The following is a 14,868-nucleotide window of genomic DNA, read 5'->3' on the forward strand; positions in this document are numbered from 1 at the left end:
TCGGCGGAATTTAACTGCTCGCCGGGAGCGACGGGCTTTGAAGAATTTTTCGCATCGCGGAACGGGGAGGACACGGAAGCGCCAGGACGATGCGGGTACCCAGGCCTTCGGGTTGGTCGACGACCAGCGTGCCGGCCAGGCCGGCGGTGCGCGTGCGCATGTTGTGCAGGCCCCGCCCGGCGGTGGACGGCGCTGCGGCGCCACCGATGCCGTTGTCGCGAATAGAGAGCTCCAGGCGACCTTCGATATGGCGCAAGGAAAGATCGACCCGTGTGGCGCGGGAGTGCTTGGCGACGTTGGTCAGCGCCTCCTGCGCCACGCGCAGCACTTGCAGGGTCGTGTGGGGCGGCAGCGACAGGTCGTCGCCGGCGACATCGATGTCCCACACGCAACGCACGCCCACCGCGTCCAGTTCGCTTTGCCAGCGGAACATGAAGTCGCCGAAGGTGGAGAGCAGATCGGGATCGTCGGGCGCGAGCGCGTCGAGCGCCAGCCGCATGTCCGCGATGCAGGCGCGCAGCGATGCGGCCATTTGCGTGCTGTCCATGGCGCCCCGCTCGACGCGGGAAAGCGAGGTGAACAGCTGGGACCCGAGGCCGTCATGAATCTCGCGCATGATGAGCTTGCGCTCCTCGGCGGCGGCGTTTTGGCGCTCAAGATACGCCAGGCGCGCGTAGTTGTCGGCCAGAGCCTTTTCGCGGTCGGCGACGCGCGACTCCAATGTCTGGTTGAGTTCGCGCAGCAGGCGCGCCGTGCCGATAAAACGGGTCGCCAGCAGCAAGCCCATGGCGATCAGCAGCACGTTGGCGCCATGGTGCAGCAGGAAGTAGCGTTGCCCGGCCCAGAGCGGGGCCACGCGCCCGAGCCACTCCGGCTGCCAGACGATCAGGTAGTCGTGCACGCCGCTCAGCGTGGCGAGCGCGAGCGCGGCCGGCAGCAGCAGCGAACTCCACGTTCGCGAGCGCCACGCGGTCAGGCAGGAGATCGCGACGGCGGCGATGGCGATAGGAATGAGGCCCGCCGTCCACAGACGGTTCACAAGGTCGTCGCTGTCGACGCCGTACCAGGCGAACCACGCCGGCCCGCTGAGCCAGTACAGCAGCAGGCCCTGGTCGGCCCGGCGGCTGCGCATGCCGGCCAGGCAGCAGGCGAAGATCAGCAACACGACGATGAAGCCGCCGGTGCTGATGAGGTACACCAGGCGCCACAGCGGCCAGCGGTCGGCCGCGACGACCTCCATCACGAAGGTCAGCGTGCGTATGCCCCACAGCAAGGTCGCCAAGCCAAACCATCCATACAGTACCTCCTCCGGCAACCGCCACCACACCAGCAGGACGAACGCGGAAATGGCTAGGCACGCGGCCACCGTTAACTGGGGCACCGTGTGCACCCAGAACACGCGGCGGTCGTGCACGGCCCTTAAGTCGGCCAGCGGTCCCACCACCGGCGCGGGAAAGGTCAACGTTTGTTCGCCGGCGACCGGAACGGCATGCGCCCACAGTTCGTTGGCGCCGGCGCGCAGCAGTTGCCGCGGCACGGCCACCAGTTGCGGCCGTTCCCATCGCACATGCGCGCGATCGGTGGACGAGGGAATGTCGGCCAGTTGTTGGCCGTTGAGCCAGATTTGCCCGCCGCCATAGAAGTAGGGCAGCAGGACGCCCCAAAACGCCGCCGGCTCTGCGGCCAGGTCAAAGCGCATCCGGAACCAGGTGGGGAGGGGCTCGGCGGGTGTGCCGGGCAGCCGCCAAACCGGCAGGCCCGCCGGTTGCCACGCCGCCGTGTCGGCCGGGGGGGCGCGCTGCGGCGACACCAGATAGGCGGCCCGTCCGATCGGTTGAATGTGACCGAGTTCGATCGACGAAGTCGATGCCAGCCACAGCGCGACGGCCGCCACCCAGATGAACAGCAGGCCGAAAAGCGCCCTTGGCATCACAGCAACCCCAGTTGGGTGGCCTCATAGACGGCTTCACCGCGCGAGTGCACCGCCAGCTTGCGGTAGATCTTCTTGACGTGGGCGACGACGGTATGCGGGGAGATCTCGAGCAGTTCTCCGATGCTGTCGAAGCTGAGGCCCTTGGCCGTCAATTTGAGTAACTCGATCTCGCGCGGCGTCAGGGCGCACGGCGTGCCGGCCTGGGCGGGCGATGCCCCCGGCCCCGTGCGCAGGCGCGCCAGCACGCGGCGGGCGATGCTGGGGCTGATCGGGGAACCGCCGTCCCGCAGTTCATGGATGCTGGCGGCGATGCGTTCCAGGCCCGAATCCTTGAGCAGGTAGCCTGTGGCGCCGGCTTCCAGCGCCTCGAAGACGTGCTGGTCGTCGCCGAACATGGTCACCACCAGCACATCGCATTGCTGTTGGTGCCGCGCCAGGTGCGTGATCACGTCGATGCCGCGCATATCGGGCAGCCCCAGGTCGAGCAGAATCACGTCCGGGGACGTCGTCGACAGCACCGCCAGGGCGGCCGTTCCGGTAGAGACGGCCGCGACCAGTGACAGGCTCTGGTCATTCAAGACGGCCTGGGAAAATCGGCGCATCAGCTCGGGCTCGTCCTCGACGATCAACACGCGGATCAATGGCTGGGGTGGCGGCGCGTTTTGCATGCTTACCATTTTTACACGAAATGATATCGGCAAGGTATACCGCTTTCACGCTATGGCCAGGCCGCCACCGACGTTCTATAGTGGACGGCGCCATGAAACATGACCCGGAGGAATTCCGATGAGCAACGTTGACACCATACTCTCGCGGGCGCGCCACGCCCTGGGGCTATCCACCCTCTACTGGCTGGGCGAGGGTGGCATGCATCCGGACGCGCCATTGCCGTCCAGCAGCCTGGCCGTCGGCCGGCTGTGGCCGACCTTACCGGCCGCGCAACGGATGGAACTCGAACCCATCGCCCAAGCGCATGGCATCGACGTGCACGATCCCGACCTCGTTTTGGACGCCTGCGACTGTTCCGGCTACGTTTGCTGGGTGCTGGGCACGTCCAGGCACGTCGATCACGCGTCATTCGCCGGCGGCGACGGTTGGATCTTTACCGACAGCATCTGGGCCGACGCCATGGGGCCGGGCACGCTGTTCAAGCGCTTGGACGCCACCCGTCCCGGCGCCCTGGTGGTGTATCCGAAAGAGGGAAGCCACGAGAACTTCGGCCATGTGGGCATCGTCATCGAAGCCGATGCCGCCGGGCGGGCCACGCTCGTGGCGCATTGCTCGGCGGCTAATATGCAGGACGGACCGTTCGATTCCATCAAGATTACGACGCCAGCGGTTTTCGAACGGCAGCCGCGCAGCATCTACGCCGCCTACCGCGGCGATAACACCGCTTAGCGGCCGGCGTCCGGGCCGCCCGGCCGGCCTAGGGCGCGCGCATCAAGCCTCGCCAGGCCTGAAGATTGCGCTACCATTTTGCTCCGGAACTATGGTAATGTTGCCATCCGGTCGGCTTATGGTTGCGCTAACATGTCTCTGTCCAAGATCAAGGGAATACGCTGGTGGATGATCAGTCTGATCATGCTCGGCGCCGTCATCAACTATCTGACGCGCAGCACGCTGGCCGTGGCGGCGCCCACCTTGCTCACCGAGCTCGGCATAACCACGAAGGAATATTCGTACATCACGGCCGCCTTCCAGGGCGCGATCATGCTGCAGCCGTTGTGCGGCTACATCCTCGATGTGATCGGCCTGAAATACGGCTTCGCGATGTTCGCGGCGGCCTGGTCGGTGATCTGCATGGCGCACGGCATGGCCACCAACTGGCAAACGCTGGCCGCGCTGCGCGCTTTGCTGGGGCTGGCGGAGGGCTCGGCCAATCCCGCCGGCATGAAGGCGGTGTCCGAATGGTTCCCGGCGCAGGAGCGGGGGCTGGCGGGCGGCATCTTCAACATCGGCGCCTCGTTCGGCTCCATGCTGGCGCCGCCGCTGGTGGTATGGGCCATCCTGCATTACAACTGGCAGTCCGCCTTCGTCATCACCGGCGCGCTGGGCCTGATATGGGTGGCCGCCTGGCTGCTGCTCTACGACGCGCCGGCCCGCCACCGCCGCCTGTCGGACGCCGAGAAGGCCCACATCGCCGCCGGCCAGGAAAAACACCTGGAAGGCGACGGCAAGCGCCCGTCCATCGTCAGCATCCTGAAGATGCGCAATTTCTGGGGCATCGCGCTGCCGCGCTTCCTGGCCGACCCGGCCTGGGGCACGCTGTCATTCTGGGTGCCGCTGTATCTGACGACGGTGCGCCACTTCGATCTGGCGCAGATCGCGATGTTCGCCTGGCTGCCGTTCCTGGCCGCCGACCTCGGCTGTATGTTCGGGCCGGTGGTGGTGCTGGCGTTGCAAAAACGCGGCGTGCGCCTGATTAACGCGCGGCGTGGCGCCTTCACCCTCGGCGCCTGCATGATGATGGGCGTGGCGTTCGTCGGCTTCGTCGACAGCCCCTACGCCGCGATCGCCTTGCTTAGCCTGGCCGGCTTCGCGCACCAGACCTTATCTGTCACCGTCATCACGATGTCGTCCGACCTGTTCCGGCGCAACGAGGTGGCCACCGTGGCCGGCATGTGCGGCACCTTCGGCAACCTGGGCCTGCTGATTTTCTCGTTGCTGATCGGCGGCCTGATGGCCAGCGTCGGCTACACGCCGTTTTTTGTCAGCCTGGCGGTGCTCGACCTGGTGGCCGCCGTGCTGTTGTGGACGCTGGTGCGCGAACCGGCGGCCGTGATTCAACAACCCCTCATCGTTAAACCAGCATGATCCAGAATCCCATCCTGCCCGGCTTCAATCCCGATCCGTCCATCGTGCGGGTGGGGGACGACTATTACATCGCCACGTCCACCTTCGAATGGTATCCGGGCGTGCAGATCCACCATTCGCGCGACCTGGTCAACTGGCGCCTGCTGTGCCGTCCGCTCACGCGCGCCAGCCAGCTCAACATACTGGGCGCGCCGGATTCCTGCGGCGTGTGGGCGCCGTGCCTGACCCACGCGGATGGCTTGTTCTGGCTGATCTACACCGACGTCAAGCGCTACGGCCGCACCTCCACCGGCGGCGCGGCGGGCAGCGCTTCGCTGCGCGACTTCCATAATTACCTGGTCACCAGTCCGAGCATCGACGGTTCGTGGTCCGATCCGGTTTATCTGAACAGCAGCGGCTTCGATCCGTCGCTGTTCCATGACGACGACGGCCGCAAGTATCTGCTGAACCAGCTGTGGGACCACCGTCCGGGCGGCAACCGTTTCGCCGGCATCGTGGCGCAGGAGTATTCGGTGGCGGAGGGACGCTTGATCGGCCGCCGCGAGAACATCTTCAAAGGCACGGCGCACGGGCTGACGGAGGCCCCGCACTTGTACAAGCGCGACGGCTATTACTACCTGCTCACCGCCGAGGGCGGCACCGGCTGGAACCATGGCGTCACCATGGCGCGGGCGCGCGATCTGCACGGGCCGTACGAGTTGCATCCCGACCAGACCATCCTCAGTTCCCGCCACCGGCCTGATGCCGGGCTGCAGCGGGCCGGCCATGCCGACCTGGTGGACACGCAAGACGGCCAGACATATATGGTGTATCTGTGCGGGCGGCCGCTGCGCAATCGCGGCACCTGCACCTTGGGACGCGAGACCGCGATCCAGCCGGTCGTTTGGGGCGACGATGGCTGGCTGCGCACGGTGGACGGGCAGGGGACGGCGCAGCTGCGGGCGGCCGCGCCGGATTTGCCGCCGCATCCGTGGCCGGTCGAACCGGCCCGCGAGGAATTCGACGCGCCGCAATTGCCGCTGGCCTTCCAATGGCTGCGCACGCCGTGGCCGGAGGAGCTGTTCAGCCTGACCGCGCGGCCCGGCCACTTGCGCTTGTACGGCCGCGAGAGCCTGGGCAGCCAGTTCCGGCAGGCGCTGGTGGCGCGCCGCCAGCAATCGCATTGCTACAGCGCCTCCACCGTGGTCGACTTCGAGCCGGAGCATTACCAGCAGCAGGCGGGGCTGGTCTGCTATTACGGCGGCGCCAAGTTCCACTATCTGTACATCACGCATGACGAGGCGGTCGGCAAGCATTTGCGCGTGATGAGCAGCCTGCCCAACCATGTGCAGACGGACACCTTCACCGCGCCGATCGCGCTGCCTTCGGCCGGACCGGTGGCGCTGCGGGTGGAGGTCGACGAGGAGCGGCTGTACTTCGGCTACCGGATCGCGGACGGCGAATGGCAGTGGCTGCCGCAGCAATTCGACGCCAGCATTTTGTCTGACGAGGCCAACGCGCCCGGCCAGCCCAACTTCACGGGCGCCTTTGTCGGCATGGCGTGCCAGGACATGGCCGGCAGCGGCTTGCATGCGGATTTCGATTATTTCGAGTATCGCGGGCGGTCGTATTGCATTGATCCGATGCGGGCGCCGGTGGCTTGAACCGCGGTAGCGAACGACAACACCAACGCCAGCTTTGCGCTGGCGTTGTTTATTGGAACCAGAAACGCCGCGGCACGTTGGGGTAGGCGAGCCCGCCGGCCAGGGTCAGCCGCCACTCGGTTCCGGCCCCCGGCAAGCTGCGCAACGCCAGCCTGGCCTCGATCCGCGCGGCCCGCTCGCGCATGCCGGCGAAGCCCCAGTGATCGCGGCGGCCGCCGGCGGCCAGCACCTCGGGCGCGATGCCGACGCCGTCGTCGGCGATGTCCAGCCGCAGTTCGGCCGCGCCGTAGTGCAGCCGCACCTCGATGCGGCCGGCGGCGGCGTGGCGGTAGGCATTGGCGATGGCCTCGCCCGCGATCGCCACCACTTCCTCGTGCACGATGGGATGCAGCGCGCGCGGCGTGCCGCTCACGAGCAGGCGCGGCGGCGGGGCGTCCGGCGGCCGCAGTTGCGCGCCCGCCGACACCAGCGCCTCGGCCAGCCCCTGCGCGCCGATGTCGTGGCCGCGCAGGTCGCGCACCCGCTCGCGGCCCTCGTGCAGCACGTCGTCCGCATGCAGCAGCGCTTTTTCGATCAGCGCGCGCGCCGGTTCCGGCGGCGGCAGCCGCGTCGCCGCCGCGTGCACTTGCAGGATCAGGCCCTGCACCGATTGCAGCAGCGTGTCGTGCAGCTCGCGGGCGATGCGTTCGCGTTCGTGTATGCGCTCCTCCAGCCGTCCGGCCAGGCGCCGGGCGAGCAGGCGTGTGCGCCAGCGGTACAGCAGCCATGCCGCCGTCAGCAGCGTCAGCGCGCACAGGCTTCTGAACCACCAGGTCTCGGTCGCCATGGGCGCGATGCTGAAATCCAGCGTGACCGGTTGCGCCGGCCAGCGCTCGTCGCCGCCGCTGGCCATCACCTGGAAGCGGTAGCCGCCCGGCCCGACGTTGCTGTAGTAGGCGGTGCGCCGTTGACCGGCCTCCCGCCATGCGCGGTCGACGCCGTCGAGGCGGTAGCGGAAGCGCACCCGCTCCGGCATGGCCAGCGCCAACGCCGTGTAGTCGATTTGCAGCGTGTCGGTGCCCGGCGCCAGGCGCATCCCCGCCAGCGCCGGCCGCGCCTGGCCCGGCGCGCCGATCGCGCGGATCAGCACCGGCGGCGCCGGCCCCGGCGGCGGGCCGCGCGCCGGATCGAGCCGGAACACGCCGGTGGTCGTCGTCAGCCACAAATGGCGGTCGGCGGCCAGGATCAGCGACGGCGTCGGCAGCAGCACCGGCGCGCTGCCCTCGAGGCCGTCAAGGCTGTCGAGCCGCTCGTAGCGCACGCGGTAACCGGGTGTCGCGCGCAGCCGGGCGGCCTCCGCCGCCGGCACGCGGAACAGGCCGGCGGCGGCGTTGAGCCAGAGGTCGCCGTTGTCCAGTTCGACGATGCCGGAGATGCCTTCGAAGGCCTGGCCGTCGACGCCGCCGACGCCGACGAACCGGGCGCCGTGGCGCAGCGCCAGGCCGTTCTCGCCGCCGGCCCACACCTGGTCGCCGCGCAGGTGCAGCGCCATGACCATGCCGACGCCGACACCGTCCTCCGGACCGTAACGGCGCCACAGCCCGTCCTGGAATTGCAGCAGCCGGCCGCGCGGATAGCCCAGCCACAGGCCGGCCGCCTCCGTGTGCGCCATGGCGCGCGGCGTGTCGTCCGGCAGGCCGGCCATGCCGTCCTGGCGTTCCCAGGCGCCGTCCGGCGCCCGCCGGTACAGGCCGCGCTGCGCCAGCGCCACCCACAGGCCGCCGGCGCGGTCGCGCGCCATGCTGTTGATCACCGCGCCGTCCACGCCCGGCGGCAGCGCGACCTGGCGGATGTCGCCGCCGCGCTTGCGCCACAGGCCGCCGTAGCCGCCGGTCCACAACACGCCGTCCGGGTCGCGGTAGGAGCAGCTGACGACGTTGTGCCAGGCCAGCGGCGAAGCCGGCCACAGCGGTGTGGCGGGCGGCGCGCCGGCGCCGGGGCGGGCGACGTGGTAGCGCCCGACCCAGGCGCCGCCGTCGTCGTCGGCCGCCAGCGCGTGCGTGCCGGGGTTGTGCGCCAGCGGCACCCGCGCCACGCGCTTGGCGCGAAAACGGTCGATGCCGCTCGCGGTGGACGCCCAGATATTGCCCTCCCGGTCCTCGAACAGGGCGGCCACGCCGCTGCCGCTCAGGCCTTGCTGCGGCCCGCTGGCGGCGCTCGCGCCCGCCGTGTGGTATTCCAGGCCCTCCTGGCGGCCCACCCACAGGTCGCCGGCGCGGTCGAACAGCATGCTGCTGGCGTCGCCGCCCACGTCCCAGCGGCGCGGCCGGGCGCCGTTGGTGGGCGCGGTCAAGCGGTTCAGGCGGTTGTGCAGGCCATCCCAGCTCCAGATGCTGCCGTCGGGGACGTCGAACAGCACGCCGGTGCCGGTGCCGGGCGCCGACTTGACGAAGCGGCTAGCGCCGGGGGCGAGCGAGTACACCCCCTCGTTGCCCTGCGCCCAGAGGATGCCCTGGCGGTCTCGCATCAAGGTCTTGTAGCCGGTGCGCGGCAGCAGCCAGGCCGGATCGGCCGCCAGCCAGCGGCCGCGCTCCAGACGGAACATGCCGGCGCTGGTGGCGGCCCACATGCGGCCGCCGCCGTCCTGTTCCAGGCCCCACACCGCGCTGTTCGCGGGCAGGCCGTCGCGTTCGTCGTAATGGCGCAGGCGGCCCTGATCGAGCACGCTGGCGCCGCCGAAGCGGTAGCCTATCCACAGGGCGCCCGACGGCACGGCGTTGAGGATGCCGATGCCGTTGGCCGGCAGCGGCGCGCCGGGCGGCACGTAGCGCTCGAAGCGCACGCCGTCGAACCGGAACAGGCCGGTGGCGCCGCCCAGCCACAGCCAGCCGTCGGCGGTCTGCGCGATGGTGATGACCATTTGCGGCGCGCCGTCGCGCGCGGTCCAGCTGGCGTGGTGCAGGTCGATGGCGGCGGCGGACGCGGGCGCCGCCACGGCCAGCCCGAGCAGGCCGGCCAGCAGGTGGACGAGCGCGGCGGCCGCGAACCGGCGAAGCCGCGCGGCGGCCATGGAGGAGGGTTTTGCCATTTTCACCATACTATAGCAAACCCGCCGCGCCAACTCCCTAGTCGATGAACGACACCAGGGCCGGCACGACCTGTTCCGGGGCCTCGTCGATCAGCCAGTGGCCGGAGCCCTTGATGATCACGCTTTGGACATTGGTGGCGTAGAGTTTGGCCTGGTTGCCGACGAAGGCGCCGGCCGACTTTTCGCCGCCGATGGCCAGCACCGGCATGGTCAGTTTGGTCTTGCTCATCGGCCCGAAATCGGCGGCGTCCTGTTCGAACCCGCTGAAGTAGGAGAAGCCGGCGCGCATGCCGTCCGGTTGCGCGTAGGCGGCCGCGTACAGCTTGCGGTCGGCCTCCTTGATCGACTTGCCCTTGTCGGCCGAGAAGTCGTTCCAGAAGTGTTCGAAGTAAATCCGTTCACGCCCCTTGACCAGCGCCAGCGGCGTGTCGCCGTAGAAGTGGAAATGCCACACCGCCTGCGCCGGGAAGGCGGTGCGCCAGTCGCCGACGCCGGGCACGAAGGCGTCCATGACGACCAGGCGGCTGGTATCGGCCGGGAACTGCGCGGCGTAGCCGTAGGCCACCATCATGCCGATGTCGTGGCCGACCACCGCTGCCGGCCCGCTGCTGACGGACTTGACCAGTTCGTGGATGTCGACCGCCATGGTTTTCTTGTCGTAGCCGCCGGCCGGCTTGTCCGAGCCGCCGGCGCCGCGCAGGTCCGGCACGATGACCGTGTGCTTCTTGACCAGCTCGCGCATCGCCGGCCCCCACATGTGGCCCGTTTGCGCGTAGCCGTGCAGCAGGACCACCGGCGTGCCCTGGCCGCCGATCTTGTAGTGCAGGCGCACGCCGTTGACGGTGGCGTACTTGTCGCTGAAGCCGGGCACCGGCGTGTCGATGGGCGCGGCGGCCTGGGCGGCGTGGGCGGCGAGGAGCAGCATGGCGGCGGCGGCGCCGCGCAGGCCGTGGCTGTGAAGGGGGAAGAGGCGATTCATGGTGGGACTCCTGGAATGCCGACGGGCTCGTGATGCCGGCGGCGGGCTGCGATGGATGCCGTGGCGGCATGCGTCGCCACGGCGCTCAAACAGCACAGCGTAGGCCGGAGCGCGGCGGCGGCCTATACCCGAAAGGGTAGCGCGCCGCCACTGGCCCGATCGCCGCTTTCCCTGTAGGATTTCGACCCTGGGATGGCGGCGAACGGCGCGACGGAGGGCGATGATGGACGAGGTTTTGGCCGCACCTGTGCGGGTAATGGTGGTCGACGACCATCCCTTGATGCGCGACGGCATCGCTGCAATGATCGCCTGCCACCGGAGCTTGTCGCTGGTGGCGGAGGCCGAGGACGGCCGCCAGGCCATCGAGTTGTACCGGCAGCACGCGCCGGACGTGGTGCTGATGGATCTGCAGATGCCGGTCATGAACGGCACCGAGGCGATCGGCGCCATCCTGCAGGCCGATCCGGCGGCGCGCATCATCGCGCTGACCACCTATAGCGGCGACGCGCAGGTGATGCGCGCGTTGCGACTGGGCGCGGTGTCGTATCTGCTGAAAAACACCGCGCGCACCGAGCTGCTCGAATGCGTCCTCAACGTCCACGCCGGCGGACGGCCGATGTCGGCCGACGTGGCGCGCCAGCTGGGCGTGTTCCGCCATCCCGGCGACGCGCTGACCGCGCGCGAGGTCGAAGTGCTGCGCCTGGTGGCGAACGGCAACTCGAACCGGCGCGCGGCGCTGCTGCTGGGCGTGACGGAGGACACGGTCAAGGCGCACATGAAAAACATCCTGTCCAAGCTGGCGGCCAACGACCGCACCCACGCGGTGACGATCGCGCTCAACCGGGGCATCCTGGGCGTGTGAGCGGGGCCCCGCGGCCAATATCATTCTTCCGCTTGGTGATTTTCGCAATTGCGGCAGCTCCGCGCTGCTTGCAGAATAGGTGAAAATACTATCGCTACGAGACACTTAATGACGATCACCCATAGGCGGGCTGTTGCCGCCATCGCGCTCGCCTGCGCCGCTCAGGCGGGCGCAGCCGCGTCCGCCAACGAACTCGATATCTTTAGCGGTCGCCCGTCGGGCTCCTTGCAGGCCGCCGTCGCCGATTCGGAATCGCAAAAAAAACTCGAGGGCGCCAGCGCTGTCATTGCGCCGGCGAACAAGTCGCCGACCGGTAGCGTGAGCGTGAGCAAGTCCGGCATGAAGAAGGCCGACGACGCGCTGACCTTGCAATGGAAGGACACCTGGTACGCCAGCCTGCGCATCGACGGCGCCAAGCAGCCGCTCGATCTGCGTCCGTATATGGACAGGGGCGTGCTGGCGCTGGACGTCAACGTCAAGGAGTTGAGCAACGGCGGCATCAATTTCAAGGTCGGTTGCGGCGACAATTGCGAGCGCGCGGTGCCCTACGTGCTGCCGGGGCGCGAGGCTGCGGGCAAGGGCTGGCGGCGCCTGGTGTTTGCGATGAGCTGCTTCGCGCGCGACGGCGACGATTTCAGCAAGGTGGCGCGGCCGTTCGCGCTGGAGGGCACCGGCACCGGCGAGGTGGCCGTCGCCAACGTCAAGATTCTCAAGCGCGGAAAGCCGAACGCCAGCTGTCCGGATTACAAGACCGTGTCGGTCACGCCGGACAAGCTGAATGAATCATGGTCGATCAGCTGGTGGACGCAGCGCCACGAGAAGAAGCTGGAAGAGGCTAAGGCGCTGGGCAAGAAGAATCAGATCGTCTTCATCGGCGATTCCATCACCGAGGGCTGGGAAAAGAGCGGCGCGCCGGTATGGGAGCGCTATTACAAGCCGATGAACGGCCTGGCGCTGGGCTTCGGCGGCGACCGCACCGAGAACGTGCTGTGGCGCCTGCAGCATGGCGAGGTGGATGGCATCGCGCCCAAGGTCGCGGTGCTGATGTTCGGCACCAATAACACCGGCCACCGCCAGGAGGACCCGAAGACCACGGCCGCCGGCATCAAGCGCAATATCGAGGAATTGCGGCGCCGCCTGCCGGACACCAAGATCCTGCTGCTGGCGATCTTCCCGCGCGGCGAGAAGCCGAACGATGTGCTGCGCCAGATTAACAACAAGGTCAACGCCGTCATCGCCGGCTATGCCGACAACAAGACGGTCTTCTTCGCCGATTTCAACCAGCAGTTCCTGGCGCCGGACGGCACGCTGTCGACCGACATCATGCCGGACCTGCTGCACCCGAACGAAAAGGGCTATGAGATCTGGGCCAGGGCGCTGGCTCCGGAGTTGAAAAAGCTGATGCCGGTGGAAGGTTTGGGCGAGGGTTCGGGCGTGCCGTACGCGTGGCAGCCGGTGGCCATCGGCGGCAGCGGTTTCGTCTCCGGCATCATCACCAGCAAAACCGAGAAGGACCTGATCTACCTGCGCACCGACGTCGGCGGCGCCTATCGCTGGGACGCGCCGAACAAGCGCTGGATCGCGCTGATGGACTGGGTGTCCGACCGCGAGACCGGTCTGCTGGGCGTGGAGTCGATCGCCATCGATCCGAACACGCCGGGACGGGTGTACATGTCGACCGGGATCGAGTACTTGAACGGCGGCGCCAGCGCGATTTTGAAATCGTCCGACTACGGCAAGACCTTCACCAGGATCGACGTCACCAATCAGTTCAAGGTGCATGGCAATGGCATGGGACGCGGCAACGGCGAAAAGCTGCAGGTCGATCCGGCCAACGGCAAGATCCTGTACATCGGCACGCGCGCCAACGGCATGTTCAAGAGCGTGGACGAGGGCCTGACCTGGCGCCGCCTCGATGGCCTGGACGTGACCACCACGCCGGTCAACAAAAATGGCGTGAGCCTGGTCGTGCTCGACCCGGCCAGCGTGAAGGATGGCGCCACGCAGCGCCTGTTCGCCGGCGTTTCGCGCTTCGGCAAGGACGGCGCCAATATGTACGTGTCCAACGATGCCGGCAAGACCTTCTCCGCGATGACGGGCGGTCCGTCGAAGCTGATGCCGCACCGCGCCGTTCTGGCCGACGGCAAGCTGGTGGTGACCTTCGCCAAGGGCGCCGGTCCATGGGGCGATGTCGCCCATGGCGAGGGCCTGGAGGAGGGCGGCGTGTGGCAGTACGATATCGCCGCCCAAAAATGGACCGATATCTCGCCGCCGCTGAACCGCGCCTACGCCGGCATCACCGTCGATCCGGGCAACCCCAAACGCATGGTGGTCACCACCATCAGCTACTACCGCAACCACACCAACGCGATACGCGACCAGTTCTTCGAGACGCTGGACGGCGGCAAGAGCTGGAAGAGCATCGTCGACCAGGGCGCGAAGATCGACGCCAACGGCGTGAGCTGGATCGCCGGAAGCTTCATACACTGGGCGGCCAGCGTGGAATTCGATCCCTTCGATACGAAAAAGCTGATGGTCGTCTCCGGCAACGGCATCTTCAACTCGACCGACATCAACGCCTCGCCGGCGATCTGGAAGTTCGAGGACGAGGGGCTGGAGGAGTCGGTGCCGCTCAATTTGGTCAGCATCCCGGGCGGCCCGGTGATTTCGGCGATCGGCGACTACGACGGCTTCCGCCACACCGATCCGACCAAATACTCGCCTATCCACACGCCGACCATGGGCACGACCTGGGGTCTGGATTACGCGGCCCGTAATCCCAACGTGGTGGCCCGCGCCGGCAGCGCGATCTACATCTCCAACGACATGGGCGTGAGCTGGAAAAAGACGGCGGCCATGCATGGCACCAAGGGCCAGCTGGCGCTGAGCGCCTACGGCAAGGTGATCGTGCACAGCCCGGAGAAATCGGAGACCAGCTACGTCAGCACCAACGGCGGCGACAGCTGGACCCCGGTCAAGGGGCTGGACGGCGCCCGTCCGGTGGCCGATCCGGTCGACGCGAACAAGTTTTACGCCATCGGCGGCGGCCATGCGCTGGTGAGCACCGACGGCGGCGCCAGTTTCGCCCCGGCCGGCGCGCTGGCGTCGGCCAAGCGCACGCGGGCGGTGCTGCGGGCGGCGCCGGGCCGCGAGGGCGACATCTGGGTGCCGCAATACGACGGCGGGCTGGTCCGTTCGACCGATTCAGGCAAGAGCTTCAGCAACCTGCCGGGCGTCGGCTACGCGGCGGCGGTCGGCTTCGGCAAGGCCGCGCCGGGCGCCGATTACCCCGCCGTCTACATCTGGGGCAGCGTCGGCGGCGTGCGCGGCGTGTTCCGCTCCACCGACACGGGCGCCACCTGGCTGCGTATTAATGACGATGATCATCAATACGGCGGTCCGGGCGATGCCCAATTCGTTATCGGTGACATCAACACTTTTGGCATCGTTTTCATGAGTACGGCGGGCCGAGGCATCGTATTTGGGAAACCTACCCCTCTGACAGGAGAAAAATAGCCGAATAGATGGCGCCATTTACGGACGGGAACGTCTTTTTCATCTAAATCGTGA

9 protein-coding genes are annotated in these 14,868 nt (G+C 67.9%); 5 read left to right on the forward strand and 4 right to left on the reverse strand.

Annotated elements, in window-relative coordinates; translation table 11 throughout:
* Positions 1-10 precede the first annotated feature (10 nt).
* The gene (locus tag MRBLMU1_RS14060) at positions 11-1,930 is read right to left on the reverse strand and encodes a sensor histidine kinase (RefSeq protein WP_363502296.1); all 1,920 of its coding nucleotides are present in this window, start codon (positions 1,928-1,930) and stop codon (positions 11-13) included.
* Positions 1,930-2,601 carry a response regulator transcription factor gene (locus MRBLMU1_RS14065; RefSeq protein ID WP_363502298.1) on the reverse strand — a complete coding sequence of 224 codons (672 nt, stop codon included), beginning with the start codon at positions 2,599-2,601 and terminating at the stop codon, positions 1,930-1,932. The genes MRBLMU1_RS14060 and MRBLMU1_RS14065 overlap by 1 nt, the downstream gene beginning before the upstream one ends.
* A gap of 118 nt (positions 2,602-2,719) precedes the next feature.
* On the opposite strand from MRBLMU1_RS14065, the gene MRBLMU1_RS14070 reads away from it, so the two are divergent.
* The 3 genes from MRBLMU1_RS14070 (at position 2,720) to MRBLMU1_RS14080 (ending at position 6,390) form a co-directional block, all read left to right on the forward strand.
* Positions 2,720-3,331 carry a CHAP domain-containing protein gene (locus MRBLMU1_RS14070; RefSeq protein WP_363502300.1) on the forward strand — a complete coding sequence of 204 codons (612 nt, stop codon included), beginning with the start codon at positions 2,720-2,722 and terminating at the stop codon, positions 3,329-3,331.
* A gap of 132 nt (positions 3,332-3,463) precedes the next feature.
* Complete coding sequence (locus MRBLMU1_RS14075; protein ID WP_363502302.1) at positions 3,464-4,747, forward strand: MFS transporter; 1,284 nt, start codon at positions 3,464-3,466, stop codon at positions 4,745-4,747.
* Positions 4,744-6,390 (forward strand): glycoside hydrolase family 43 protein, encoded by a 1,647-nt coding sequence (locus MRBLMU1_RS14080; protein ID WP_363502304.1) that lies wholly within the window; start codon positions 4,744-4,746, stop codon positions 6,388-6,390. Before MRBLMU1_RS14075 ends, MRBLMU1_RS14080 begins: the two co-directional genes overlap by 4 nt.
* Positions 6,391-6,439: 49 nt before the next feature.
* Here the strand turns inward: MRBLMU1_RS14080 and MRBLMU1_RS14085 are convergent, their stop codons facing one another.
* Together MRBLMU1_RS14085 and MRBLMU1_RS14090 are read right to left on the reverse strand one after the other, a co-directional pair.
* Positions 6,440-9,457 carry a sensor histidine kinase gene (locus MRBLMU1_RS14085; protein ID WP_363502306.1) on the reverse strand — a complete coding sequence of 1,006 codons (3,018 nt, stop codon included), beginning with the start codon at positions 9,455-9,457 and terminating at the stop codon, positions 6,440-6,442.
* 37 nt (positions 9,458-9,494) lie between these two features.
* Complete coding sequence (locus tag MRBLMU1_RS14090) at positions 9,495-10,436, reverse strand: alpha/beta fold hydrolase (RefSeq protein ID WP_363502308.1); 942 nt, start codon at positions 10,434-10,436, stop codon at positions 9,495-9,497.
* 220 nt (positions 10,437-10,656) lie between these two features.
* On the opposite strand from MRBLMU1_RS14090, the gene MRBLMU1_RS14095 reads away from it, so the two are divergent.
* Together MRBLMU1_RS14095 and MRBLMU1_RS14100 are read left to right on the forward strand one after the other, a co-directional pair.
* Entirely contained in the window at positions 10,657-11,298 is a 642-nt protein-coding gene (locus tag MRBLMU1_RS14095; protein ID WP_363502310.1) for a response regulator transcription factor, read from the forward strand.
* Positions 11,299-11,406: 108 nt separating this feature from the next.
* Positions 11,407-14,814 (forward strand): GDSL-type esterase/lipase family protein, encoded by a 3,408-nt coding sequence (locus MRBLMU1_RS14100; protein WP_363502312.1) that lies wholly within the window; start codon positions 11,407-11,409, stop codon positions 14,812-14,814.
* The last annotated feature ends 54 nt before the right edge of the window (positions 14,815-14,868 follow it).

This window comes from Burkholderia sp. LMU1-1-1.1, from assembly GCF_040675865.1.
GTDB lineage: Bacteria > Pseudomonadota > Gammaproteobacteria > Burkholderiales > Burkholderiaceae_D > Rugamonas.